The 26,109-nt window shown below is 69.3% G+C and carries 23 protein-coding genes; 18 read left to right on the forward strand and 5 right to left on the reverse strand.

Annotated elements, in window-relative coordinates:
- Positions 1-63 precede the first annotated feature (63 nt).
- From VGP60_RS03890 to VGP60_RS03920, 7 genes are all read left to right on the forward strand, one after another.
- The gene (locus VGP60_RS03890) at positions 64-2,394 is read left to right on the forward strand and encodes a hypothetical protein (RefSeq protein ID WP_327546443.1); all 2,331 of its coding nucleotides are present in this window, start codon (positions 64-66) and stop codon (positions 2,392-2,394) included.
- 268 nt (positions 2,395-2,662) lie between these two features.
- Positions 2,663-4,498 (forward strand): ABC transporter substrate-binding protein, encoded by a 1,836-nt coding sequence (locus tag VGP60_RS03895; protein WP_327546444.1) that lies wholly within the window; start codon positions 2,663-2,665, stop codon positions 4,496-4,498.
- Between the two features lie 6 nt (positions 4,499-4,504).
- Positions 4,505-5,536, forward strand: coding sequence for an ABC transporter permease (locus VGP60_RS03900; RefSeq protein WP_327546445.1), 1,032 nt, complete (start codon positions 4,505-4,507; stop codon positions 5,534-5,536).
- Complete coding sequence (locus VGP60_RS03905; RefSeq protein ID WP_327546446.1) at positions 5,533-6,438, forward strand: ABC transporter permease; 906 nt, start codon at positions 5,533-5,535, stop codon at positions 6,436-6,438. Before VGP60_RS03900 ends, VGP60_RS03905 begins: the two co-directional genes overlap by 4 nt.
- A complete protein-coding gene (gene nikE / locus VGP60_RS03910) occupies positions 6,435-8,093 on the forward strand; it encodes an ABC transporter ATP-binding protein (RefSeq protein ID WP_327546447.1) in 1,659 nt (552 codons plus the stop codon). The genes VGP60_RS03905 and nikE overlap by 4 nt, the downstream gene beginning before the upstream one ends.
- 94 nt (positions 8,094-8,187) lie before the next feature.
- Positions 8,188-9,783: a polyprenol phosphomannose-dependent alpha 1,6 mannosyltransferase MptB gene (mptB, locus tag VGP60_RS03915; protein WP_327546448.1), complete on the forward strand. Its 1,596-nt coding sequence runs from the start codon at positions 8,188-8,190 to the stop codon at positions 9,781-9,783.
- A gap of 55 nt (positions 9,784-9,838) precedes the next feature.
- Positions 9,839-10,231: a sigma-70 family RNA polymerase sigma factor gene (locus VGP60_RS03920; RefSeq protein WP_327546483.1), complete on the forward strand. Its 393-nt coding sequence runs from the start codon at positions 9,839-9,841 to the stop codon at positions 10,229-10,231.
- 108 nt (positions 10,232-10,339) lie between these two features.
- Here the strand turns inward: VGP60_RS03920 and VGP60_RS03925 are convergent, their stop codons facing one another.
- The gene (locus VGP60_RS03925) at positions 10,340-10,861 is read right to left on the reverse strand and encodes a D-alanyl-D-alanine carboxypeptidase family protein (protein WP_327546449.1); all 522 of its coding nucleotides are present in this window, start codon (positions 10,859-10,861) and stop codon (positions 10,340-10,342) included.
- Between the two features lie 314 nt (positions 10,862-11,175).
- On the opposite strand from VGP60_RS03925, the gene VGP60_RS03930 reads away from it, so the two are divergent.
- Genes VGP60_RS03930 through VGP60_RS03945 form a run of 4 tightly spaced genes read left to right on the forward strand, consistent with a single transcriptional unit; the run spans position 11,176 to position 14,475 of the window.
- Positions 11,176-11,838 (forward strand): phosphatase PAP2 family protein, encoded by a 663-nt coding sequence (locus VGP60_RS03930; RefSeq protein ID WP_327546450.1) that lies wholly within the window; start codon positions 11,176-11,178, stop codon positions 11,836-11,838.
- An 8-nt stretch (positions 11,839-11,846) separates the two neighbouring features.
- Positions 11,847-12,542, forward strand: coding sequence for a response regulator transcription factor (locus tag VGP60_RS03935; protein WP_327546451.1), 696 nt, complete (start codon positions 11,847-11,849; stop codon positions 12,540-12,542).
- Complete coding sequence (locus VGP60_RS03940) at positions 12,539-13,990, forward strand: HAMP domain-containing sensor histidine kinase (protein WP_327546452.1); 1,452 nt, start codon at positions 12,539-12,541, stop codon at positions 13,988-13,990. Before VGP60_RS03935 ends, VGP60_RS03940 begins: the two co-directional genes overlap by 4 nt.
- The gene (locus VGP60_RS03945) at positions 13,987-14,475 is read left to right on the forward strand and encodes a hypothetical protein (RefSeq protein WP_327546453.1); all 489 of its coding nucleotides are present in this window, start codon (positions 13,987-13,989) and stop codon (positions 14,473-14,475) included. The genes VGP60_RS03940 and VGP60_RS03945 overlap by 4 nt, the downstream gene beginning before the upstream one ends.
- Before the next feature lie 34 nt (positions 14,476-14,509).
- Here the strand turns inward: VGP60_RS03945 and VGP60_RS03950 are convergent, their stop codons facing one another.
- The 4 genes from VGP60_RS03950 to VGP60_RS03965 form a co-directional block, all read right to left on the reverse strand.
- The gene (locus VGP60_RS03950; RefSeq protein ID WP_327546454.1) at positions 14,510-14,932 is read right to left on the reverse strand and encodes a TIGR03668 family PPOX class F420-dependent oxidoreductase; all 423 of its coding nucleotides are present in this window, start codon (positions 14,930-14,932) and stop codon (positions 14,510-14,512) included.
- A gap of 40 nt (positions 14,933-14,972) precedes the next feature.
- Positions 14,973-17,378, reverse strand: coding sequence for a VCBS repeat-containing protein (locus VGP60_RS03955; protein ID WP_327546455.1), 2,406 nt, complete (start codon positions 17,376-17,378; stop codon positions 14,973-14,975).
- Between the two features lie 256 nt (positions 17,379-17,634).
- Complete coding sequence (locus tag VGP60_RS03960; RefSeq protein WP_327546456.1) at positions 17,635-18,534, reverse strand: LD-carboxypeptidase; 900 nt, start codon at positions 18,532-18,534, stop codon at positions 17,635-17,637.
- Positions 18,531-20,471 carry a prolyl oligopeptidase family serine peptidase gene (locus VGP60_RS03965; protein ID WP_327546457.1) on the reverse strand — a complete coding sequence of 647 codons (1,941 nt, stop codon included), beginning with the start codon at positions 20,469-20,471 and terminating at the stop codon, positions 18,531-18,533. Before VGP60_RS03965 ends, VGP60_RS03960 begins: the two co-directional genes overlap by 4 nt.
- A gap of 76 nt (positions 20,472-20,547) precedes the next feature.
- On the opposite strand from VGP60_RS03965, the gene VGP60_RS03970 reads away from it, so the two are divergent.
- From VGP60_RS03970 to VGP60_RS04000, 7 genes are all read left to right on the forward strand, one after another.
- Positions 20,548-21,123 (forward strand): DUF3090 domain-containing protein, encoded by a 576-nt coding sequence (locus tag VGP60_RS03970; RefSeq protein WP_327546458.1) that lies wholly within the window; start codon positions 20,548-20,550, stop codon positions 21,121-21,123.
- Between the two features lie 7 nt (positions 21,124-21,130).
- Positions 21,131-21,943, forward strand: a complete 813-nt coding sequence (locus VGP60_RS03975; RefSeq protein ID WP_327546459.1) for an SCO1664 family protein — start codon at positions 21,131-21,133, stop codon at positions 21,941-21,943.
- A gap of 145 nt (positions 21,944-22,088) precedes the next feature.
- The gene (locus tag VGP60_RS03980; RefSeq protein ID WP_327546460.1) at positions 22,089-22,898 is read left to right on the forward strand and encodes a class I SAM-dependent methyltransferase; all 810 of its coding nucleotides are present in this window, start codon (positions 22,089-22,091) and stop codon (positions 22,896-22,898) included.
- A 27-nt stretch (positions 22,899-22,925) separates the two neighbouring features.
- Positions 22,926-23,861: an MBL fold metallo-hydrolase gene (locus VGP60_RS03985; RefSeq protein WP_327546461.1), complete on the forward strand. Its 936-nt coding sequence runs from the start codon at positions 22,926-22,928 to the stop codon at positions 23,859-23,861.
- Positions 23,858-24,730 carry an aminoglycoside phosphotransferase family protein gene (locus VGP60_RS03990; RefSeq protein WP_327546462.1) on the forward strand — a complete coding sequence of 291 codons (873 nt, stop codon included), beginning with the start codon at positions 23,858-23,860 and terminating at the stop codon, positions 24,728-24,730. Before VGP60_RS03985 ends, VGP60_RS03990 begins: the two co-directional genes overlap by 4 nt.
- A gap of 51 nt (positions 24,731-24,781) precedes the next feature.
- Positions 24,782-25,588: a DUF3097 domain-containing protein gene (locus tag VGP60_RS03995; RefSeq protein ID WP_327546463.1), complete on the forward strand. Its 807-nt coding sequence runs from the start codon at positions 24,782-24,784 to the stop codon at positions 25,586-25,588.
- A gap of 83 nt (positions 25,589-25,671) precedes the next feature.
- Positions 25,672-26,103 (forward strand): NfeD family protein, encoded by a 432-nt coding sequence (locus VGP60_RS04000; RefSeq protein WP_327546464.1) that lies wholly within the window; start codon positions 25,672-25,674, stop codon positions 26,101-26,103.
- The last annotated feature ends 6 nt before the right edge of the window (positions 26,104-26,109 follow it).

Consider the following 26,109-nt stretch of genomic DNA (forward strand, 5'->3'; position numbering starts at 1 on the left):
CGACGCACCATAACCGCGGTCCCGCACCGATTTCACGGTCTCAACGAACACAGGGAGAATGAAGTGTCCACAAAGGATTTGACGGTTTCCGGCACCGGTCGCCGGAGACCAGGGAGATGGACGGCGCTCGCCGCCACCTTCCTGATCACGGTCGCCGGCGCGGTGTCCTCGCCGCTGGCGCCCGTCGCCCACGCCGACGCCGCGGGCGGTGCCGGTGACTTCATCCCGCTGCCGGCCGCCCCGGTCGTGCTCGACACCCGGGTCGGCACCGGTGGGGTCACCGGTGAGCGCGGCCCGGCGAGCACGAGCTCGTTCCCCGTCCTCGGTGTCGGTGGTATCCCGGCGACCGGCGTCGGCTCGGTGCTGATCCGGCTGGCGACCCTCGCGCCGACGGCGTCGACCTTCCTGACCATGTTCCCCGAGGGCACCACCCGGCCCACGCCGACCCATCTTTCGGCGGGCGCCACCGAGAACATCTCCGTCGCCGCGGTGGTGAAGGTCGGTGCCAGTGGCAAGATCTCGGTGTACAACAGCGCCGGCAAGACCGACCTCACCGCCGAGGTACAGGGATACTTCAAGTCGACACAGGGCAGCACGGGCGGCGGGTTCTTCCCGGTCACCCCGACCCGGCTGATCGACACCCGCAGCGCACTCGGCACGACGAAGGCGACCATCGCCGCCGGCGCCACCCGCACGGTGACGATCACCGGCGCGCTGGTCCCCGCCGGCTCTTCGGCGGCGTTCGTGAACCTGCTCGTCCCCAGCGCACCCGAACAGGGCTGGCTGACGGCCTCACCGGCCGGCGGCACCGCCCGGCCGATCATGAACTACGAGAAGGGCTCGACGCAGACCGCCGCGTCACTGGCCCTGCCCGCCGACGGCAAGGTCACCTTCACCAACAAGGGCGCCTCGGCGGTCAACCTCGTGGTGAACGTGGAGGGCTACTTCTCCAAGAGCCCGCTCGCCGGCGCTGGACTGCGCCAGGTGTCCGGCAGGCTGGTCAACACCCGCAACGTCGGTTCCGGGCTGCCGATCCCCGCCAACGGCACCCTCGACGTCCAGGTCGGCGGCACCTTCGGCCTGCCGACCCGTGGCATCGCCGGAGCGGTCCTGTCCCTGACCGGGACCCCGGAGAAGACCGGGTACATCAAGGCGTGGCCGCTCGGTGAGACCGAAAGCACGCTGTCGATCCAGGACTTCGTCACCGCCGGGGTGTGGCGGACGAACACCATGGTGCTCAAGCCCGGCACCGACGGCAAGATCCGGATCCGCAACAGCACCGCGGGCACCATCCACCTGATCGCCGACCTGCAGGGCTGGTTCGCCGACCCGCTGCCCGCGGCCCCCGTGCGACCCGACACCCGGATGAGCGCGCTGCAGCTGGCGCCGGTGGTCGGCGCCGGAGCGGGCGCGATCGAGTACGCCTACGTGGACAACTCGGGCCGGGTCGTCCACGGCACCCAGACCAACGTGGACAACTTCGGTTCCGTGGTGTGGACCGTGCTCTCCGGCAACGAGGCGTTCACCGGGCAGCCGACCATCACGCAGCTGGCCGACGGCCGGATCCAGATCACCGCGCAGTACAGCGACGGCGACATCTGGGCCATCAGCCAGACCGCGGCCGGGGCGAAGACCTGGAAGGCGTGGGAGGACCTCGGCGGATCGATGGCCTCACCACCGGTCGCGGCGAAACTGTCCACCGGCACCGTGACCCAGTTCGCCGTCGACGCCGACGGCAAGCTCTGGGTGTTCGCGCAGACTGGCTCGGTGCCGTTCTGGCGGAACCTGGGTGACCAGGACCTGACCGCCACCTTGAGCGTGACCCCGGTGCGCGACGGACTACGGGTCTTCGCGCTGAACGGCGCCGGCACGGTCAAGACGATCCTGTACTACAACGACGGATCGCTGTCCCCGTGGACCGACCTGGGCGGCACGGGCTTCTCCGGCGCACCCGCGGTCGTCGTCCGGCCCGGTTTCCTCCTGCAGGCCTTCCTCCACGCCGCCGACGGCACCATCGTGACGAAGGTGCAGGACGCGGCCGGCGCCTGGTCCGCGGACTGGCTGCCGATCGGCTCCTACTCCGACCCCGCCCAGCCCGACGCTCCGGTCGCGCCGCACGCGGCCGGTGCGCCCTCGGCGATCCTCGATTCCGCGGCGGGCAAGGTCGTGGTGGTGGTCCGCGGCACCGACGGGGAGATCCACCACCTGTGGGAGACCGCCACGGGCAGCAACAGCTGGGGCCGGTGGACGAAGTCGGTGGAGGCGACCGATCCCGCCGCGACCGACCCCACGGTCATGGCCTTCGCCAACTCCAACGGCCAGTCCAGGCTGATCACGTTCCTCAGCAGCAACGGCACGCCGCGGTTCTACGGCCAGGAGGGTTCGGGGAGCTGAGCCGCCGCTGACACGTATCGATTGAGCAACATCGACGAACCGGAGATCCTCGCCCGACAGGCGAGGATCTCCGGTTCGCGCCACCAGATAGCCCGAACCGCCGGTATGAGGTGACCGAAGGTAATAGGGTGCCTCCGCGCGGGTCACGGAGCGCCACCCGGAGCCGCCGGACGTGCACTGACCGTGTTGGGCAGCCATTGCGCAACTAGCGGTGGTGTGCGTTACTTTTCGGCCTTGGGGTGGACCAGACACAACGACAGAGGTGGTCATGGTGCGTTTTTCCAACCGGCGGCGCGGACGAAGCGCGGTCGCGATTCTTGCCGCGGGGATGCTGGTGGCGGGTCCGTTCGCGGCCCCGGCGCAGGCGCAGCAGCAGGGCAAGACATTGCGGGTGGCGATGGTCACCGGGATCGACCATCTGAACCCGTTCACCGCGCAACTGGCGGCGAGCGCGCAACTGGGCCGGCTCATGTTCGAGTTCCTGACCCTGCCCTCGGCCGAGAACACCCAGCCGACCGGCGGTGTCGCGGAGAAGTGGGAGACCTCGCCGGACAAGCTGACCTGGACCTTCACCATCCGCCAGGGCATGAAGTGGTCCGACGGGCAGCCGGTGACGGCGAAGGACCCGGCGTTCACCTTCAACAAGATGCTGACCGACGAGAACGCGCGCACCGCCAACGGCAGCTACGTCGCGAACTTCGACACCGTCACCGCGCCGGACGACCGGACCCTGGTCATCAAGAACAAGGTCCCGCAGGCCAACATGCTCTCCCTCGACGTGCCGATCGTGCCCGAGCACATCTGGAAGGACATCACCGACCTCAACGACCCGAAGACCGACACGCTCGCCGTCGTCGGTGTCAACGACGGGCCGTTCGTGCTGTCGGAGTACAAGCCGAACGAGTTCGTGAAGTTCAAGGCCAACAAGGACTACTGGCGCGGCGCCCCGAAGTTCGACGAGCTGCAGTTCCTCGTGTTCAAGGACGCCGAGGCCGCGGTGAACGGCCTCAAGCAGAACGAGGTCGACATCATCAACCGGCTCACCCCGACGCAGTTCGACGCACTGCAGGGCCAGCCGAACATCGGCACCAACAAGGCGCCCGGCCGCCGCTACACCGAGATGCTGCTCAACTTCGGCGCCACGACCAACAAGAACGAGCCGATCGGTGACGGCCACCCCGCGTTGAAGGACCTGCGTGTCCGCCAGGCCATCGCGAAGTCCGTCGACACCCAGGCGATCGTCGACCGTGTCATGGGCGGCTACGCCCAGCCCGGCGGCAGCGTGATCCCGCCGGTCTACAGCGCGTTCCACTACGACCCCACCGCGACGCAGAAGCTGAAGTTCGACACCGCCGCGGCGAACGCACTGCTCGACCAGGCCGGCTACCCCAAGGGCGCCGACGGCGTGCGGACCGGTCCCGGCGGCAAGCTGGAGTTCCGGCTCGTCGGGCACTCCAACCGCAACTACGACCAGCGTGCCACCGAGTACGTCACCGGCTGGCTCAAGGACGTCGGCATCACGGTCAAGCCCGAACTGGTCTCCGACAACGAGGTCGACGAGCGGACCTCCGCCGGGCAGTACGACCTCGCGTTCTCCGGCTGGGGCACCAACCCCGACCCGGACTACGCCCTGTCCCTGCAGGTCTGCGACAGCCGCCCCAACGCAGGTGGCTCCGGCGGCAGCAGCGCCGCGTTCTTCTGCGACCCACAGTTCGACGCGCTCTACAAGCAGCAGGCCACCGAGTTCGACCCGGTCAAGCGCGCCGACCTCGTCAAGCAGGCCCAGTCCCGGTTGTACGACCAGGTCCCGAGCGTCGTCCTCGACTACGACAACGCCCTCGAGGCCTACCGGTCGGACAACTTCGACAGCTTCCGCAAGCAGCCGCAGCCCGACGGCGTGATCCTCGAGCAAACCGGCTACTGGGGTATCTACGGCGCCACCCCGCCTGACAACAACAGTGTGCAGGGCTCGTCGTCGCCGAACGACGACGGCAACGACAACACCGGCCTCTGGATCGGGATCGGTGCGGTCGCGCTGCTCATCCTCGTCGGCGGTGGCGTCCTGCTCTCCAGGCGCGGCAAGTCCTCGGACGACCGGGAGTAGGACCGGTTGACCGAGGCATTGAGTTCGATCGACACAGCCGCGCCGCTCGTCGACCCCGACGAGCGGCGCGGTGGTACCGGAACAGCCAGGTTCGTGGCGACCAAACTGGCCGAAGCGGCCGGCAGCCTGATCCTGGTGGTGGTACTCGGGTTCCTGCTCTTCCGCATGATCCCGGGCGACCCGGTGCTCACCATGACCAGGAACCGGCCCACCACTCCGGCCCTGCTGGACGAGCTGCGCGCCAAGATGGGCGTCGACAAGCCGATCCTGACGCAGTTCGGCGACTACATCGGCGGGCTGTTCCGCGGTGACATGGGCACCTCGTACATCCTGCAGCGCCCGGTCGCCGACCTGATCGCGGAACGGACCTGGCCGACGGTGCTGCTCGTCGGCACCGCCACGCTCCTGGCCATCGCGCTCGGGCTGTGGCTCGGCGTGCGGGCCGCGTGGCGCCGGGGGAGCTTCTTCGACCGCGCGCACACCGGCATCGCGCTGACGCTGTGGTCGGTCCCGCAGTTCTGGCTGGGACTGCTGCTCCTGGTGGCCAGCAACGGGTTGTTCCCCAGCCGGGGCATGCACTCCCCGGACGCGGCGCCGGACTTCCTGTCGCAGTCCCTCGACGTCGCCCATCACCTGGTGCTGCCGTGTTTCACCCTGCTCGTGGTGTTCTACGCGCAGTACATGCTGGTGATGCGGTCGTCGCTGCTCGGTGAGATGAACGCCGAATACCTGACCACCGCCCGCGCCAAAGGCCTGAAGGAAGACCTCGTCAGGCGCCGCCACGCGGTGCCCAACGCGTTGCTGCCCACGGTGACGCTCGTGTTCCTCCAGTTCGGCATGGTCGTGTCCGGCTCGGTCTCGGTCGAGGCCGTGTTCAGCTGGCCAGGACTCGGCCAGCTGACCTTCGACGCGCTGCACGGCCCGGATCTTCCTCTGCTGCAAGGGGTTTTCGTGGTGCTGGCCGGAGCCGTGGTCGTGATGAACCTGCTCGCGGAACTGCTGTACCGCGTGCTCGACCCGAGGGTGCGTGCCGCATGACCACACCGGCGAGCCCGCGGGCGATCGTCTGGCAACGACGCCGCGGGGCGGTGGCGAAGATGTGGCACGAGTTCGCGAGCAACAAGGGCGGCCTGATCGGGCTCGGGTTCCTCACGCTCATCGTGATCCTGGCGCTGCTCGCACCGGTGATCACCGACGAGTCCGGGCTCGACGTCACGAAGGTGACCGGCGGCCTGCTCAAACCGCCCAACGGCGAGTTCTGGCTGGGCACCGACGAAGCCGGCCGCTCGGTGGCGCTGATGACGTTCTGGGGCACGCGCGTGTCGCTGCTCGTCGGGTTCGCCGCGACGATCCTGTCGGTGCTGATCGGTACCATCATCGGCATCGCGGCCGCGCACTTCGGCGGCTGGCTGTCCGCGATCCTGTTGCGGTTCACCGACTTCTTCCTCGTGCTGCCGTCTTTGGTGCTGGCGATCGCGTTGTCCGCGGTGCTGCCGCCGGGGATCGCGACGATCATCCTGGCGGTCGGCGTGACGTCGTGGCCCACCACCGCGCGCCTGGTGCGGGCGCAGACGCTGACCATCGAAAGCCGGCCGTACATCGAGCGCTCGAAAGCGCTCGGCGGCGGTCATCTGCACATCGTCGGCAAGCACGTGCTGCCCGGCGTCATGCCGCTCGTGCTGGCGAACACCACGCTCGTCGTCGGCAACTCGATCATCGCGGAGTCCACGCTGTCGTTCCTCGGTGTCGGCGACCCGACGGTCGTGTCCTGGGGATCGATGCTGTCGACGGCGCTGACCACCGGCGCGGTGACCAGGGGAGCGTGGTGGTTCCTGCTGCCACCCGGCGTCGCGATCGTCGCGATCGTGCTGTCGTTCACGCTGGTGGGCCGCGCGCTGGAGACCGTGCTCAACCCACGGCTCAGGGGAGAGCGTTCATGATCCGACCGTTGCTGGAACTGAAGAACCTCGATGTCACCTACTCCACCGGCAGCGGCGAGGTCGCCGCGGTGCGCGACGTCAACCTGCGTCTCGGCGCGGGCGACACGCTCGGTGTCGCGGGGGAGTCGGGGTCGGGCAAGTCGACCGTCGCGATGAGCGTGCTGCGGCTCCTGCCGCGCTCGGCGAAGGTGACCGGCGAGATCCTCCTGGGCGGCGAGGACGTCACCACGATGAAGTGGGGACGGCTGCGCGCGGTGCGCTGGGCCGAGGCGTCGGTGGTGTTCCAGGGCGCGATGCACGCGCTCAACCCTGTCCGCAAGATCGGCGAGCAGATCGCCGAACCCATCCGGATCCACGCTCCTGCCGGGGAAACGCCGTCGGACGCGCAGGTGAAGGCCAGGGTCGCCGAGCTGCTCGGGCAGGTCGACCTGCCGACGGCCCGCGCCGGGGCGTACCCGCACGAGCTGTCGGGCGGGCAGAAGCAGCGCGTGATGATCGCGATGGCGCTGGCGTGCGAACCCCAGCTGATCATCGCCGACGAGCCGACCACCGCGCTCGACGTCATCGTGCAGGCACAGGTGCTCGATCTCCTGCGTGCGTTGGTCGCTTCGCACGGTCTCGGGCTGATCATGATCAGCCACGACCTGTCGGTGCTCGCCGCGACCTGCGCCCGGATCGCGGTCATGTACGACGGTGAGATCGTCGAGGAACGTCCCAGCGCCGAGCTCATGAGCGCGCCGCAGCACGCGCACAGCAAGGCGTTGGCCGCGGCGTTCCCGACCGTCGGCGACCCGGTGTCGAGGTTCGCGCCCGCCACCGCCACCCCGCTGCCACCGGAGCCGGAACGCGACACCGGACCGGACCGTCCGCCGCTGCTGTCCGCCGACGACCTGCGCGTGACCTTCCGGGACCGCACGGGCGCCAGGATCCACGCGGTGGCCGGGGTGAGCCTCCAGGTCCGCCACGACGAGATCGTCGCGCTGGTCGGCCAATCCGGGTCCGGGAAGACGACACTGGCCCGCACACTGCTCGGGTTGCAGAAGCCGACCTCGGGCACGGTCAATTACCAAGGCGCGCCGGTACCGATGTCCGGCGCCGGGCTCAAGGCGTACCGGCGGCAGGTACAGCTGGTGCTGCAGGACCCGACGAGCGCGCTCAACCCACGGCACACGGTCTACGAAGCCGTCGCCGAGGGCCCGCGCATCCACGGCCTGACCGACAACGAACTCTCGATCGTCACGAAGGCACTGGAGTCGGCGGAATTGCGGCCGGCCGAGAAGTACTTCGCCCGGCTGCCGCACGAACTCTCCGGCGGACAGCGTCAGCGGGTCGTCATCGCCGGTGCGCTCGCGCTGGAACCCGGCATGCTCGTCGCCGACGAACCGGTCGCGTCGCTGGACGCCTCGGTGCGCGGTGAGATCCTCGGGCTGCTGCTGCGACTGCGCCGCGAACTGGGCCTCGCCGCGCTGGTCATCACCCACGACCTCGGGCTGGCGTGGAACATCGCCGACCGCGTCGCGGTGATGTACCGCGGCGAGCTCGTCGAGGTCGGCACCGTCGAGAAAGTACTGCTCGATCCCCAGCACGAGTACACGAAATCGCTGCTCGCGGCACTGCCCGGCGGCACCAGCGTCCGGACGGCGGTTGACAGGTGAGCGTTACGAGTGCGTTAAAGACGTCCACGGGAGGCTACAAAAAGGCTGCTGCCGCGAGTACACGCGAGCGCGGTGTGTAATCTCCATCTTCGACATGGCGACCACCACAGACCCCGCCTCCAGCAGCGGCAGGGGCACCGCGCAGACCTCCCGAACGGCCCCGGCGAGCCCGCTGGCCGAGCGGATCCACGTTGCACGCTTTCCGTTCCGGACCATCGCGATGGGCACCGTCGGGAGCATGTTGCTGATGCTCGCCGCGCTCGGCGCGGGCGGCATCCTGATCCACGATCCCGTCCTCGGTCACGGCCCGCTGTCCTGGATCCGTTACGGACACGGACGGGCGCTGGCCAACGTGGTCCTCTACACCGGCTTCGGCCTCGTGGTGTGGGCCTGGGTCCGCCTCGGCCGCTACGCGCTCGACGGCCGCATCGGCAGCCGCCCGATCGTGATCGCCGCGCTGTGCTGGATGGCGCCGCTGCTCATCTCGCCGCCACTGTTCACCCGCGACGTCTTCTCCTACCTCGGCCAGGGCGCGCAGCTGCTCTACGGGCTCGACCCGTACAACCACGGCCCGGTCGAGCTCGACGTCCTGCCCGACGTGGTGCAGAACGTGCACCCGCTGTGGCAGACCACCCCGGCGCCGTACGGCCCGCTGTTCCTGGCCATCTCCAAGGGCATCGTGTCGATCACCGGCGACAACATGATCGCCGGTGTCATTCTCACCAGGGTCGTGCTGCTCATCGGCCTCGGCGGCATGCTCTGGGCGTTGCCCCGGCTGGTCAAGCATCTCGGCGGCAACCTGCCGATCACCATGTGGCTCGCCATCGCCAGCCCGATGACCGTGATCCACCTCGTCGGCGGACCGCACAACGACCTGCTGATGCTCGGGTTCCTCACCACCGGCGTCCTCGCCGCGCTGGAACGCAAGCATGTGCTTGCCGTCGTCCTGATGACCGTCGCCGCGCTGATCAAGCCGTCCGCGGTGCTCGCGTTGCCGTTCCTGGTGTGGATCTGGGCGAACCACCTGCCCGAAGAGGGCAAGGTGCGCAACTTCTTCCGCGCGATGCTGCCCTCGTTCGGGATCTTCCTGGTCGTGTTCGGCATCGGCACCTGGCTCTCGCTCGGCCGGATCAACCTGGGCTGGATCGGCGGCCTGCAGGCCCCGAGCCTCATCGCCAACTGGTTGAACTTCCCGACCGGGATCGGCGAGATCGTCTACTCGCTGGTGCACCTGATCGTCGACGTCCAGTCGTCACCGTTCGTGACCGTCGCCAGGACCGTCGCGTGGGTCGGCCTGATCGCGCTGCTGATCCGCCAGTGGTGGCTCGCCCGGATCGGTGGCAACCAGGCCGTCTTCCGGATGGCGGCCGCGCTGCTGGCACTGGCCATCATCGCGCCGCCGACGCTGCCCTGGTACCTCACCTGGGGCTTTGTCCTGGCGTCGGCGTTCCAGTGGCAGCGCAAGCACCTGGCCGTCGTCGTGGCGGTCTCGGTGTTCCTGGTCTGCGTCTACTACCCGACCGGCGAACAAGGTCTCTACGACTGGTGGTTCATCGCACTGGTCGTCGCGGCCAGCCTGTACGCCGCCGCGTCGCTGCTGCGCCCGGACCCACTGGGCCTGATCGCCGCGTGGCGCAAGCCGACGGGCACCGAGTTCATCCCGCCCGCCCCGGCGCCTTCGCAGCAATAGTCGCGTGAGCGACTCGGACGCCGAACTCACGCGCGGCGCGCAGTCCGGGGACGTGGTGGCGCTGGGTTTGCTCCTGGCACGCCACCGGCCCGGGATGCGCGCGGTGGCCCTGAGTCTGCTGGGACACGGGCACGACGCGGACGACGCCGTCCAGGACGCTTCGCTGGTCGCGCTCCTGCGGATCGGCGATGTCCGCGATCCGGCAGCGGTGGGACCGTGGCTGCGGATGATCGTGCGCAACGCGTGCCGGACGCGGCCCCGGACCAGGTGTTGGAGAACCGCGCGCTGCGCGACTGGACTCGCCGAGGCCCTTCGCGACAGCGGAACTCGCCACCCTGATCCCCGACGCCGAGCTGGTGATCCTGGAGCACAGCGGCCACTTCGCCCACCTGGAAGAACCCGACACCTTCACCCGAGCCGTCAGCGACTTCGCTCAGGACCGCTATGAACGGACCCTTCCTCTCAAAAACCGAGAGGAAGGGTCCGTTCATAGCACCGGCTATGCCAATCTCAGCCAACCCACCACCATCACAAGCCGCCTCCACACAGCGAAAGCTCACCGAGCCCTAACCGCGGTGCTCCCCGGGTGAGGCTGGCGCGCGGGAGGCGAAGCGCAGTGTTCGAAATGCCACCATTCGTTGTCGTAGCGGCGATAGAGGCCGTAGCGGTCGCCGTGGGTTTCCAGCCACAGCGCGCCTTCGGTGGGGCGGACGTCCAGCGCGGTGCCCGTGACGTGACGGGATTCCTCCGGGGGCAGGACCCGTTGTCGCGCCGCGGTTTTCGAGCCGGTCCGGGCCACTTCGGCGGTGAAGAGTTCGTGTTGGTCGGCGGCGTCGCGGTGGCCGGAGGTGAGGCCGATCAGCTGGCCGTGTCGCCAGAAGGCTTCGGCGCGGGCGGTTCTGAAGGCTGCGGCGGTCGCGTGGTCGACGCCGTCGAGGGTTTCGACGGGGAAACGCAGTGCCAGTGCCCATTGGCACGCGAAGTGGCGAGCTTGGCCGGGAGCGTAGAGGTACGCCAACGGCAGCAGCAGGACGGCGATGATCTTGGTGAGCGTTTCCAGCACGGTGTCTCGGGTCATGAGTCCACAGTCGACGGTCACTGTTCGGCGCCGTTGCGCGCTCGGCGACGGGACTTCGATGACTGCGTAACAGTTCCGCACGGAATTCGTGCCCGCCGGACTGTGACAGAACGATGACATTGCGCGGACGGTCCGCGAACCTCCGCGCCCGATCATGGACCTGGTGTACTCACAACCTGCCGCTCCCGTTGTCGCCCGCAAGCCAGCGCCCGACGAGTCCGTCCGGCTGGCCGGCGCCGCACTGGGTTACCTGACGCTGCTGGGCGTGGCGTGCGTGATGTTCGTGTGGACGCGGGGCGGGCAGCGGCTGGACGGTGTCTTCGTGCCGCGGGCCGAGCGGCGGGGGATACCAGCAGCGGACCCCGCTGGCCGAGCCGGCGCTGGCCGTTCTCTCGTTCATCGGCGACGCGGCGATCCTGGCGGTCCTGCTGCTGGCGGTGCTGGTGGTCGGCGCGCTGACCAAACGGCTGTGGGCGGGCGTCGCCGGAGTCGCGATCGTCCTGTGCTCGGTCGGGGCCGCGAGAATCCTCAAAACGCTCCTCTGGCGACCGGATCTCGACGTCCACGGGTCCACCACGCACAACAGTTTTCCCAGCGGGCACGTCTCCGCCGCGATGGCGTTGTTGCTCGCTTTCCTGCTGGTGGTGCCGCCGTGGGGCCGGTGGTGGCTCGCCGTGCCGGGTACGGCCGCGGTCTCGGCCGTCGCGTCGGCCAAGATGATCATGGGGTGGCACCGGTTCAGCGACACCGTCGGCGGGATTCTGCTGGCATCGGCGCTCTGCTGCGTGGGCGCGGCGGCGTTGACGCGCTTGCGTCCGGTGCCGCGTGTGGACACCGGACACCACAGTCACGTCAAAACCGTCAAAACCATCGTCGGCGGCTTGGTGGGCGTACTGATCACGATCATGGCGTTGTTCACCGACGAAGGGCTGTTCAGCGCCTGGTGGACGGGCGAACCCCGCCCGGTATTGAGATAGTGAGCGCCATGTCCCACGTCCTGCTGATCGAAGACGACCCGGCCGTGCGTGACGGCCTCCAGATGGTGCTGACCCGCCAGGGACACACGGTCGACGCCGTCGAGACGGGCGAACTGGGACTGGAACAGCTGGCCGCGGTTACTCCCGACGTCGTGGTGCTCGACCTCATGCTGCCCGGGATGGACGGGTTCGAGGTCTGCCGCCGGATCCGCGCCGACGGCGACCTGCCCATCATCATGCTGACCGCCCGCAGCGACGACATGGACGTCGTGGCCGGTCTGGAAGCCGGAGCCGACGACTACGTGGTCAAACCGGTGCTGGCCAGGGTGCTCGAAGCGCGTATCCGCGCGGTGCTGCGCCGGACGGGCAGCGCCCCGCGCCACCCGGACAAGGACCAGCCCGACGTCGAGCGGCATGGTGCGCTCACCATCGACCGTGGCGGGCTGGCGGTCACCAAAAGCGGCACACCGATCGGTCTCGCGCCGACCGAACTCCGCCTGCTGCTCGAACTGTCCGGCACCCCGGGACGTGTGCAGAGCCGTCAGCATCTCCTGGAGGTGGTGTGGGAACACGGCTATCTCGGCGACTCACGGCTCGTGGACGCCTGCGTGCAGCGCCTGCGTTCGAAGATCGAGGACGACCCGGCGGCGCCGGTCTACGTCCAGACGGTACGAGGCTTCGGCTACCGGTTCGGGCCGCTGTGAGCCGGAGGCGGTGGCTCACGAGCCTGCGAGCCCGGCTTCTGCTCGCGTTCATCCTGCTGTGCGTGGTCACCGCGGCGGGGGTCGCGGGCGCGACCTACGTCCGGGCGCGTGACGTCATCCTGCAGAAGGCCCAGGACTCCGCCGTGATCTCGCTGACGGACAAGGTCAAGACGTTGTACCCGGTGGGTGGCCTGCCTCCGAGCCAGGCAGTGCTCGAAGAGATCGCGGGCAAACTGTCGGGCCGGGACGACAACGCGGTCGTCGTCTACGAGGGCCGGAAGTCCAGGGGCAGCATCGACCTCGCCGAGTTTTCCCCGGCGCTGCGGCAGGCGGTGGCCGACGGTGACGTCGCCTGGCAACGCATCGTTCGCGGTTCGACGCCCGGTCTGGTCATCGGGACCCAGATGGTGTTCACCCAGCCAGACGGGACGCCGAAGGCCGCGCTGGAGATCTACTCGGTGCGCAGCCTCCTGCCCGAGCAGCAGAGCATCGACGATCTCGCGTCGTCGGCCGCGCTGGTCGGCGGAGCGGCCTTGGCTTTCGCGGTACTGCTGGCCTTGCTGGCCACCAGGAGCGTGCTGCGCCCGGTACGGGAACTCGGCCGGGCGGCGCACCAGTTGGGGGAAGGAGATCTGACGACGCGGCTGACGGTCCGGGGTGCCGACGAACTCGCCGGCGTGGCCCGAACCTTCAACAACACCGCCGAAGCACTCGAAAACCAGGTCGGCGAACTCCAGCGGATGGAGGCCGACGCCCGGCGGTTCGTTGCCGACGTGTCCCACGAACTGCGGACCCCACTGGCCGCGATGACCGTGGTCACCGACGTCCTCGACGAAGAGGCGCCCGGGCTGTCCGGGGACGTCGGCCGGGCCGCCCGGCTCGTCAGCCAGGAGACGCACAACCTGACTCGGCTGGTGAACGACTTGATCGAGGTCACCCGGTTCGACTCCGGCGCCGCGGCGACCGCGCTCGACGAGGTGGATGTGGCCGCGGCGGTGAACGCGACGCTGCGCGCTCGCGGCTGGACGGACCAGGTCGAGACCGAGCTGACCCCGGACGTCCGGGCCCGGCTGGACCCGCGGCGCCTCGACATCATCCTCGCCAACCTGGTCGGCAACGCGTTGCGGCACGGCGCGCCGCCGGTGTCGGTACGGCTGTTCGCCGAACCGGACTGGATCACCTTTGAGGTCGGCGATCGCGGACCCGGGCTGGATCCGCGGGTGCTGCCACACGTGTTCGACCGGTTCTACAAGGCGGACACGGCCAGGACCCGGTCCGAAGGCAGCGGGCTCGGCCTCGCCATCGCGTGGGAGAACGCCCGGCTGCACCGCGACGGCGAGCGGCAGGGCAGCCTCGTGGCAGGCAACCGCCCGGACGGCGGAGCGGTGTTCGTGCTCCGCTTACCGCGCTACGCAACGAATGCCGCGGATCTCGGAGGCCCACAATGACCGCGAAAAAGCTGCTCGCCGGACTCGTGGCGCTCGCCGTCCTCGGCTCGGGCTGCGGAGTCCGGGCGAGCGGGGTCATCACCGGCGGCAGCGCCCCGACCGGCCCCGCCGACGGAGTCGGGCTCTACCTGGTCGCGAACAACAGGCTCACGCCCGTGCTCCGAGCCACCCGAGGACAGCTCACGCCGTCGGAGACGCTCACCCTGCTGGCGGGCGGACCCGACGCCGACGAACTGGCGCAGGGCATGACCAGCGCCATCCCCGCGGACATCGGGATCGTCGACGTCGTCTCGGATCCCTCGGGGGCGAAAGTCATGGTGTCGGCCGATGTGACGACTCTGTCCGCCATCGCCGTCGACCAGATCGTGTGCACCGTCAGTGGCACCACCGCGGCGAACGTCCGAGCGCCCGGCTCGGGCTCCTTCACCGTCACCCTCGTCGGCGCCGGCGGCCGATCCCGCGGCCCCAAATCCTGCCCCGTCTGACCGCCCTGAAGTGCCACCATGGCCCCTGGAACGGCTAGGGGGCGGAGCCGGACCAGCCGTGCCAGGCGGACACGGTGGTGGCGACGACGACCCCGGCCGGTGGGCGGTCCCGGTACTGCGGGTACTTCTCCCGCAACCGCCGCACCGGCCCGGCACGATCCGCCGCCGCACTGAGAATCCGGGCGACACCGTCCGCGCGCACCCACCACAGCCGGGCCCAGTCCTCGTCGTACTCGTCGGCGAGGAAGCTCACCGCGGAATTGGCCTCGATATTGCGCAGCCGCCGCAGATCGGTGGTGGACTTGGGTTTGTGGTCGATCGCGAAGACGATCTCGTCGCCCACCACGGCGAAGGTCACCGGCACCAGATGCGGCACGCCGTCGGCGCCCGAGGTCGCCAGCCGAGCCACCCTGGCGGCCACGAACCGTTGCCTGGCCGCTGTTTCCCCGAGTCGCATACCTGTCACGGTAGTGGCAAGCACGCGACTCGGGGGAGCGTCAACGGCCGGACTGCACCGGCGTCCCGCCGGTTACCTCCTGCCAGCCGAGCACGCGGCCGGCGAACGCCGTCCCGGTGGAGCGCAGCGTCCAGAGTCGCGTCTGGTCGGTGGTGTGGACCACGGCGAGGTCGGCCTTGCCGTCGAGGTCGAAGTCACCGGTGCTGATCACCGCCTTGGCGTCGAACTCGCCGCTCCGGCGCCACCACTCCTGCGGGACGAACCCGGAGGCCGAGGTGAACGCCGTCATGGCGATGTCGGAGTTGCCGTGGTCGTCCAGCGCGACGATGTCGTCACGGCCGTCTCCGTCGACGTCCCCGGTGACCGGCGCACCGCGATCCGAGCAGTACGCGCCTTCCCACGTGAGCACTCCGGTTTCGAAAGCGGTGCCGGTGGAGCGATACGTCCGGACGCTGGTCTGGCAGTTGCCCTGGTCCCGGACCTCGGCGAGCTCCGCGGTGCCGTCACCGTCGAAGTCGCCCGCCACCAGCCGTGCGTGCGCGAAGTCGGCGTCGCCCGACTGGAACCAGGTGGTCGCCGCGCCCACCGCCCCACCGGGGAAGACCAGCACCCGCCAGCCACCTGGTGTGCCTAGCTGCAGCGCGATGTCGGTCTTGCCGTCGTGGGTGAAATCGCCGGACAGCGTTCGTGCGGCGCTGATCGAGAGGACTTCCGAGCCGCTGTTCCAAACCGACCGGGCGGCGTAGTACGCGCCGTCGGAGACGAGCTCCCACAGTTGCAGTGTGCCGTTGGACAGCTGGGTGAGCATCGCGATGTCCGTGCGGCCGTCACCGTCGAAGTCGCCCCGGACCTGCCGGAACCGGTCCTGCGGGGCACCGATGTCACCGCCGGTGTCGAAAACCGTGGTGGCCGCGTGGAAACCGCCGTCGCGGGCGACGACGTTCCACGTCCTGGTCTGGCCGTTGCCGTAGTCCAGCAGGGCGGTCACGTCGGCTCGCCCGTCGCCGGTCAGGTCGCCGGCGGTGTGTGCCCGCGGCGCCGGGTTGGGCAGTGCGTCGAGATCCCAGGTGGGCGTGATGTCACTGCGGTTCCCGGCCTTGTCGATCGCGTGGACGTAGAGCCGTTCACTGGATCTGTGGGTCAAAGGATCGGGGAACAGGGTGAGCGGCAGCACCGCGGATCCGTCCGGGCCCGCCTTGATCGTCTGGCCCATCCGGACGTTGTCGAACCCGTAGTCGTACGCGGCGATGTCGGTGTCGCCAGGTGCCGGGCGCAGGGTCACTGTGCCGGTGGTGCGTTCGAGGATCGCCGGTTCACCGTCCGGGTAGTCGGTGGACGAGATGCTCGGGACACCGGGGCTCACGGTGTCGACGGTGAAGTAGCAGTCCGGGCTGTAGGGCCCGGCGTCCTTCCCGTCGTCACTGCGGGCCCGGTAGTGATAGGTCTCGCCGTGCACCAGCCTGCCGTCCGGGACATCCGGCCACAGGTAACGGAATCCCGATGGCGTCGAGATCTCGGCCGAGTGGGCGACCGAACCGTCCGCGCGGAGGATTTCGAGCCGGGTCGTGACCTGGCCGCCGTCGGGATCGGCCGCGATCGACTGCCAGTCGAAGCCGCTCGAGTTGGTCATGAGAGGCGCCTGCGCGGGGGCGCACTGAGTCGGCCGGAGCGTGGTCACCACGGGTGCGTCCGGTGGCGTGTTGTAGTCGACCGAGAGGTAGACGGACTCCGGGTGGAACAGTTTCTCCTGCCGCGGGTCGTACTCCTTGGGCGCCCGCAGACCGAGGGCGAGCACACCGGTCCGCTCGTCGGCGGTGCGCTGCACGAGGTCTCGCAGGGCGGGGGTGGCGAATCCGATGCCCATGTCGAACTCGGCGCAGGCCTGCCCCGAGCCGGACGCGAGCGGCCCGCCGCCGAGCCAGTTGTTCTTCGAGTTGTTCCACGTCAAGGGCACGGCCGGGTCGATGGGCTTGACGTGCCACAGGTCGACCGGCGACGGCTCGCAGAAGTTCGAGTCGTCGAGGGTGATCCGGAAGCCCGCGTCGTGCACCCTCGAACCGGCCAGCAGTGAGGTGTCCATCTGGAAGAACGACCGGAACACGCCCGCGGGCTGGACCGACAAGCCCACCCGCGCTCCTTCGGCGCGGCCGGATTCCCAGTACGAGCGGTTCGGGGCCGCCTGGTTGACCTGGGTCCACCGCTCCTGCGGCCCGACCTCCTGCACCAGCGTCATCATCCCGGACGGGTTGGCGTAGACCTTCCGCGTCGCGGTTCGCAGCCCGGTCACTTCGACCCGCTCGCCGGTCCGCTTGGCCGTGGCCATCGCCGAGGTGTCCGGTACGGCGTGAACCGGTTCTGCCACGGCCGGGCTCGCGATTCCGCCGAGCAGCCCCACGGCGAGCGCTACGGCGAAATACGCGGGTCTTTTCCGAATACTTTTACGCACCACAAAACTCCTTTGGCAAAGCACAAAGAAACGAGTGTTTTTCGGCACCGGAAATACGCGGTCGCGCTGATCAACCCCAGCGATCAGCGTGACCGCGTATTTCGGAAACTCAGGTCAGGCGGCTGTTCGCCTACCGCGGACTCAGCCCCATAAATGTCCCTCCCTCGCAGGCCAGGCCACCGCGCCCGGTCTCTGGGTCATTCACGCCGTACAGCGGTAATGGTTGCTCCCACGGTTCCTCATCCACCCGAATGGCCTAACGCAGTGCGGGCTCCAGAAGCGTCAAAGTGCCTACTTCGGTGTCCAATTCGGCGTCGATACCGAGTGGCACTGTCGGTGCCGACGGGACGTGACCGAAACCGAGCTCACCCAGGATCGGCACGCCCAGTGTTCCCAGCCGCTCCAGCAGCAACGCCCTCAGTTCCGCGGGATCACCACACCGTGACCACGAGCCGAGCACGATCCCGGCGACCCCGGAGAACCAGCCGGACCGCAGCAACTGCGTCAGCATCCTGTCGATCCGGTAGACGTCCTCGGTCACGTCCTCCAGCACCACGATCCCGCCGGTCGCCGGCCGGTGCCCCGGAGTACCGATCCCGGCCGCGACGAGCGACAGGTTGCCGCCCACGAGCGTTCCCCGCGCCCGGCCCGGCACCAGAACGTCCGACCCGGCCAGCGACAGCGCCTTCTCCGGCTCGAACAACGTCTGCCGCAGGTGCTCGGCCGCGAACTCGTCGAAGTTGACACTCGCGGGCATGGGGGAAAAGAGCGTCGCCAGTCCCAAGTGGACACTCACGGCCTCGTGCAGAGCGGTGATGTCGCTCGACCCGGCGAGCACCTTCGGCCCGGCCGCACGCAACGCCGGCCAGTCGACGAGGTCCAGCATGCGCGTGGTCCCGTAGCCACCGCGGGCGGCGAACACGCAGTTCACCGCCGGATCCAGCCACGCCTCGGTGAACTCCGCCGCGCGCTGCTCGTCGGTCGCTGAGAGGTAGCGGACCGTCTTGTGCCTGCTTCGGACACACGCACCGACGCGGACACGCAAACCCCACGACTCCAGCACCGGGATCGCCGCGTCGAGCAGGTCCCGTGGCACCGGACCGGCCGGGGCCACCAGCGCCAGGGTGTCGCCGGGCACGAGCCGTCCCGGCCTCACCGGTGCAGGTCCAGCGGTGGCACTCCCGGGGTCGCGAAGCCGAAAACCTGGCCGTAGAAGGAAAGTTCGGCCTCCAGTGTGGCGATGATCGTCTCGGCCTTGCGGAATCCGTGCTGCTCACCCTCGAACGTCAGGTACGCGTGCTGGATGTCCCGCCCGCGCAGCCCCGCGACGAACCTGTCCGCCTGCTCCGGCGGGCAGATCTGGTCGTCGAGGCCCTGCAGGAACAGCACCGGCCCGGCGAGGGTGTCGGCGTGGTTGATCGGGGACCGCTCGCGGTAGCGCTCCAGGGCTTCCGGCAGCGCGCCGATCATGCTGTCGAGGTACCGCGACTCGAAGTCGTGGGTCTCGCCGCCGTCGCCGGTCCAGCGGTAGAGGTCCAGGATCGGGTACTTGACCGTGCCGGCGCCGTAGGTCCGCGTGGTGGTCATGGAGGCGGCCGCGGTGAACCCGCCGGCGCTGCCGCCGCGGATCGCGAGCCGGGCGCCGTCGGCGATGCCCTCGGCGACGAGCGCTTCGGCCACCGCCACGCAGTCGGTGACGTCGACCACGCCCCACTGTTCACGCAGCCGCTCGCGGTACCGCCTGCCGTAACCGGTCGAACCGCCGTAGTTGACCAGGACGACCCCGATGCCGCGGCTGGTGAAGTAGGCGACGTCGAGGTCGAGCACCGGGTAGTTCCGCCCGGTCGGGCCACCGTGCACATGGACGAGGAACGGCGGCAGTTCGCCGCCCGGGCCCTCGAAGTCCGGGTTGGCGGGGGAGTAGACGTACGCCGGGATGGGCTCGCCCCCGGGCGTGCTGAACATCCGCTCGACCGGCACGGGCAGATACGCGGCGGGCGGGACTTCCGCGGGTTCCGGGGTCAGGTCGGTGACGGCGTTCGTCGTGAGGTCCACGTGCACGACCGCGGTCTCCTTCACCGGTCCGGCGGCCACGCCGACGACTCCGCTCTCGTACGCGGCGAACGACGGCAGCCATTCGGTCAGCCCGGCCACGGCCTCGACCGGCGTCACCTCGCCGGTGCGCTCGTCGATCACCGCCAGTCGCCCGGAGTTCAGCACCGCGTGGCGGCCGTCGCCCAGTGGCACGAACCACCGCGACCCGACCTTCCACAGCGCGCCACCGAGCTCCTCGGTCACCGGGGACAGGTTCACCGCCGTCCCGTCGAGTGCGACGCGGTGCAGGTTCCACCAGCCGCCGGGGTCCATCACCGTGAGCAGGGTGTCCGCGGAGCCCCATTCGAGTTGGCACACCGAGATTTCCGGGCCGCCGGCGAGCACGCGATGCGGGCCGAAGGTGCCGTCGGCGAGCACCTCGGCGACACAGAGTTCCGTGCCGTCCCACGGCATCGCGGGATGGTCCCAGCCGAGCCACGCCGCATGCCGTCCGTCCGGGGACAACTGCGGGCCGGTGAGGAAGTGATGGCTCGCGGCGAGCGCCCGGGGTTCGCCGCCGGACAGCGACAGCGCCACCAGGTCCCTGGCGACGTCGGGCCGGCGCGGTCCGGTGCTGGTTTCGCGGACCGCCCAGATCTCCCCGCTCGGTCCCTGGCGCAGATCGCCGTAGCGGACGCCGTGCGGCGTCGCCGGATCCGGTGTGATCGCGCTCACGGTTCCGCTGGTGAGATCCCGGACATAGACGCGCTGGTCGTCCCAATGCGTGAACACGAGTGCGTCGCCGACGACGGTCCACGGTCGTCCGCCGTACTCGTGGAGCCGGTTGCGGGCGTTCCACGGAGCGGGAAGAACCTCTTCGACAGCGCCGTCTTCACCGGCTCTCACCAGTGCTACACGACCACCTTCCGCAGGTCGCGCCTCCGCCCACCAGACCGCGCCGGCCACGACGTCCAGCCATTGCGCCCCACCCCCGGCGGCTGCGGCGTCGGCGGCGCTGATCGGCGAGGTCCACGTTCCGTGCGGCGTAATCTGTGACACAAGTCAGAGACTAGCGATGGCGTAGCCGGGGCGGCAGATGCCGATCATGCAGGCGTGGCTTAGGGTCGGAGGTGCCATGTCTCGAGTAATCCATGTCTTCCGCAAACCCGACCGGTTCGTAACCGGAACCGTCGGGGAACCCGGCGACCGCACTTTTTATCTCCAGGCGTCCGAGGACGTCCGCACGATCAGCGTCGCGATCGAGAAACAACAGGTCGCGGTGCTCGCCGAGCGCCTCGGCTCGTTGCTCGAAGAGGTCGCGAGCAGATTCGGCGCCGAGATCCCCGAAGACGTCCCCGCCGACCTCGTCGACGTCGACCCGCTGGAGGTTCCTCTCGAAGAGGAGTTCCGCGTCGGCACGATGGGACTGGGCTGGGACGCCGAGAGCAGCGCGGTGGTCATCGAGCTCCTCGCGATCACCGAGGGCGAGGTCGACGAGACAGTGGTTCTCGACGACACCGACGAGGGCCCGGACGCCGTCCGGGTGTTCCTCTCCCCGGTCGAAGCGCGGGCCTTCGCCGAACGCACCGACAGGGTGATCAACGCCGGGCGCAGGCCGTGCCCGCTCTGCGCGGAACCGCTCGACCCCGCCGGCCACATCTGCCCGAGGCAGAACGGGTACCGGCGCGACGTCGACGTCATCGAGGGCTGAGGAGCGCGTGACAGAAACGACGGGGTCCGGCATCGACCTGAACGGTCCGGTGGCCAAGGAGCTCCTGACCCATGGCCGTCTCGAAGTCGAGGGACGGCTGGTCGACGCCTCGAACGTCACACTGTTCTGCAAGATCGAGCTCGACGGTCTCGTCGGCAACGCGGTCTACAAGCCGATCTCCGGTGAGCGCCCGCTGTGGGACTTTCCCGACGGCACCCTCGCCGGGCGTGAGGTGGCGACCTTCCTCGTCGCACAGGCGTCCGGGCTGGGCGCCATCCCGCCGACGGCGTTGCGCGACGGGCCGTTCGGCGAGGGCATGGTCCAGCTCTGGGTCGACACCCTCGAAGACGAGCTCGTCGACGTCCGAGCCCCGGGCGAACTGCCGGAGGGCTGGCGAATCGTGCTGCACGCCCACGACAGGATGGGCGAACCCGCGGTCCTCGCGCACGCCGACCATCCCGGGATGCGCGAGCTCGCACTGCTCGACGTCGTCGTCAACAACACCGACCGCAAGGGCGGGCATGTGCTCGCCGGGATCGACGGCCGTGTCTACGGCGTGGACCACGGCATCTGCCTGCATTCCGAGCCGAAGCTGCGCACGGTGCTGTGGGGCTGGATCGGCGAGCCCATCCCGGAAGACGCGGTGGAGAAACTGGTCGGCCTGCGTGCTGACATCGATGGCAAGCTCGGCGAGGTACTGGCCGAGCACCTGACGGGCTTCGAGATCGCGTCCATCGCCAGCCGGACCGAGCAGCTGCTCGACAGCGGCGTCTTCCCGGCCCCGAGCGACGGCCGCGACGTCCCCTGGCCCCTGTTCTGAGCCCAAGCCACGAGTGGGCGGCAGGGTGTCCTGGCTCGGCTAAGTGGGTGGCTCGTGAGTGGCAACAAGTGTTAGAACACTCGTAGCCACTCACGACACCATCGGCGGTATCTGCCGGGTGAACGGCGTTATTAACCTCGGCGCGGTGGTGACTACCGAACAGGCGAGACAGAAGTACGACCAGATCGCCGACCGGTACGAGGAGATCTTCTTCTACGTAGCCGATGTCGGCCGCACGCTCGTCCGGTTCGCCGCCCCGCCGGCAGGTGCACGGGTGCTGGACATCGGCGCGGGCAGGGGCGCGGTCGCCCGCGCGGCGCTCGACCGGGGCTGTTCGGTCACCGCGATCGACGCGTCCCCGCGCATGATGGAAAAGCTCGCCACCGACTACCCCGCGATCACCGCGCTGACCATGGACGCCGCGCACCTCGGCTTCCCGGACCACTCGTTCGACCTGGTCACCGCCGGATTCGTGGTCCAGATCCTGGACGAACCGGCTGCCGTGCTGACCGAAGCGCGCCGCGTGCTCAAGCCGGGCGGAACAGTCGCGCTGTCACTGGAAACCCAAGCTGTCGGCAGACTCGGCTGGCTGCAGGAACTCAGCGTCGAATTCTTCTCCGCGATCCCGGCCGGTGAGGCACCCGTGCCCGCCGAGGACCAGCCCGCGCCGCCCGGCCCGATGAACCGGGAACACCTGGACACACTGCTGTCCGAAGCCGGATTCGTAAGCCCGGTAACGGAATCGGTCGAAATGCCCCTCCCCGTCGCCGGCCCCGAAGCATTGTGGGACTGGCTGGTTCCCCGTGGTCTCACCGAAGCCGTCCAACTCCTTCCAGCCGATCGCGCCGAGGAGTTCCACCAGCGGTTCCTCGCCGGAGCCGGGCGGATGCACGACGACGGTGGCATCGTCCTCGACTTCGCCGCGACGCTGCACCGAGGAAAGTCGCCTGCCTGAGCCGGGCGACCCTGGCAGGCTGGGGTCATGACTCGAACGTCCTACCGCGACAGACTCACCTCGCCGCTCCCCACTCCGCGCGACATGATCAAGATCCTGCGCGAAGGCGGTTTCCGCGGGGAGTCGACCAACGCCGACCGCATTCCCGTGCTGCGCACCGGGCTTGCGGCGCTGGAGCCGGGCACGGCGAGCTGGACGTGGGTGGGACATTCGACGTATCTCGTGCGGCTGGGCGGCGTGACGATCCTGACCGATCCGGTGTGGTCGACGAAGATCAGCGGCGTCCCGCGCCGCCTGACCCCGCCGGGGCTGGCGTGGAACGAACTGCCGAAGATCGACGTCGTGGTGATCAGCCACAACCACTACGACCACCTCGACACGCCGACGATCAAACGGCTTCCACGGTCGACACCGATCCTTTGTGGAGCGTCACTCGGCGGCTGGTTCCGCCGCCGCGGCTTCACCGAGGTCACCGAGCTGGACTGGTGGGAGTCCACGGAGGTGGCCGGAGTGCGGTTCGACTTCGTGCCATCGCACCACTGGAGCCGCCGCGGCCTGTTCGACACCTGCGCGACGCTCTGGGGCGGCTGGGTGATGACCGCGCCGGACGGCACCCGGACCTATCACGCGGGCGACTCCGGCTACGGGCACCACTTCGCCGAAATCGGCGAACGCTTCCCCGGGATCGACCTCGCGATGATGCCGATCGGCGCCTACGACCCCCGTTGGTTCATGCGCGCCGCGCATATGAACCCCGCCGAAGCCGTCCGGGCGCTCGACGACGCCGGCGCGAAGCGGCTCGCCTCGATGCATTGGGGCACCTTCATCCTCACGCGCGAGGCGGTCGACGAGCCGCTGGGCGAAATCCACAAGGCGTGGGCCGCCAGCGGGCGTGACCCGCAGGACCTGTGGGCGCTGGCCGTCGGGGAGACGAGGACGCTGCCGATGCGGGGGACCGAGTGATCCTGCTCGACGAAGCCGCCCGCACCCGGCTGGTGGATCGGTTCGGGCCCGACGTCGCGCCGTGGTGCGACGCCCTGCCCTCGCTCGTGGACTCACTCACCGCGCGGTGGGGCCTGGAGGTGGTTTCGGCACTGGCCGGCAACACCGGCCGGACGCTGATGTGCCGCGACCGGGTCGGTCGGTCGACGGTCCTGAAGCTGACGCCCCAGCTCGACATCGCGGCCACCGAAGCGGCGGCGCTGCGCGCGTGGGCGGGCCTGCCACGGGTCGTCCGGCTGCTCGACGCCGACTACGAGGCCGGAGCCGTCCTGCTCGAAGGCATCGAACCCGGCACACAGATGGTCACCGAAGAGGTCCCGCTCGGCGAACTCGCCGAACTCCTCACCCAGCTGCACTCGGTCCCGGGCGCGGACGGCGTCCCGACCATCGCCGAGCGCCTGGTCGGGTTCTTCGATCTGGCCGAACGACGATGGCGGGAATCGGTCGTCAAGGAGTACATCCCGCTCGACGTCCTGCACCGCTCACGCGCGGCCGCGACCGAACTCGCCACCAGCGGCCCGACCGCACTGGTCCACGGCGACCTCCACCCCGCCAACGTCCTGCGCGGCCCCGACGGCATCGTCGCCATCGATCCGCGACCCTGCGTCGGAGACCCCGCCTTCGACGCCGTCGACTGGATTTTCCTGCCGGTCTCCCGAGGTCAACGCCTCGGCGACAGCATCGCCACACTGGGCGCCGCGCTCCCGGAACTCGACACCGACCGCGTGCGGGGCTGGTGCGAAGCGCTCGCCGTGATCGTCGCGCTCAGCCCGCTCCGGCGCGACGGACCCACGCCGTACACCGACATGCTGCTCCGGATGACTCCTTGACCGGCGTGGCGCGAGGACGGGAGGGCCCGGGCACCACTAGCGTCGCTGCCCGTGCACTCCCATTCATATGACGACGTGCTGGCCGGGCCCCGAAAGCGCAAGATCCCCGAGATCGACGCGGAGCCAGGCCTGGTCGTCGAGGACGCGGGCAGCGGGTTCTGCGGCGCCGTCGTGCGCTTCGAGTACGGCAACGTCGTGCTGGAGGACCGCAAAGGCAACCACCGCGTGTTCCCGCTCGAACCGGCCGGATTCCTCCTCGACGGGAAACCCGTCACGCTCGTCCGGGTGAAAAACGTGGCGCCGCCGGTGAAGAAGGTGTCGGCGTCCGGGTCGGTCCAGGTGCAGCGGCATCAGGCGCGCGTCGCCAAGGATTCGCGGATCTGGGTCGAGGGCAAGCACGACGCCGAACTCGTCGAACGGGTCTGGGGCCACGATCTGCGCGTCGAAGGTGTGGTCGTGGAACCACTCGATGGGGTGGACGTGCTCTCCGATCGCGTCGAAGAGTTCGGCACCGGACCCGGCCGGAAACTGGGCGTCCTGGTCGACCATCTCGTCAAGGGCAGCAAGGAATCCCGCATCGTCGCCGGCGTCCGCGATGAATACGTGCTGGTCACCGGTCATCCGTACGTCGACATCTGGCAGGCGGTGAAACCGGCGGCCGTCGGGATCAAGGCGTGGCCGACGGTCCCGCGCGACATCGAATGGAAGGTCGGGATCTGCACCGCGCTCGGCTGGGGTGAACCGTACGAAGGCTGGCAGCGGGTGCTCGCCGCCGTCAGCAGCTACCGCGACCTGGAAACCCCGCTGATCGGCGCGGTGGAACGACTGATCGACTTCGTCACGGTGGAGGAGTCCTAAGTCATGCTCAGGTCGAGGTCACGCCGGGATCACGTCGGGTCACTTCGTCGGTGCGAAGGGTGCGTTTCTGAGACGATGAAGCCATGACAGCGGCACTCATCTGGCTGATTCTGGGGCTTGTGCTCATCATGGCCGAGGTCGTCTCCGGCGACTTCGTGCTGATCATGCTCGGAGCGGGTGCGCTGTTCGGCGCCGGTTCCGCCGCGCTGACCGGCAACATCTATATCGACGTCGCGGTCTTCGCGGTGACGTCGATCGGTTTGATCTTCGGCGTCAGACCGATCCTGAAGCGGCGTTTCCTCGGCGGACCGGGGATCCAGACCAACTCCGACGCCCTGATCGGCGCCCGTGCGATCGTCCTGTCCACAGTGGACTCCGGGGACGGACGGGTGAAGCTCGCGGGCGACACCTGGTCCGCCCGGGCGCTGCATGCGGGGGAATCGCACGAACCCGGCGCGGCGGTCACCGTCGTGGAGATCAACGGTGCCACGGTGATCGTGGCGGCGGAACTATGATCGAGA

The organism is Amycolatopsis sp. (genome assembly GCF_036008905.1).
In the GTDB taxonomy this organism is placed as follows: Bacteria; Actinomycetota; Actinomycetes; order Mycobacteriales; family Pseudonocardiaceae; genus Amycolatopsis.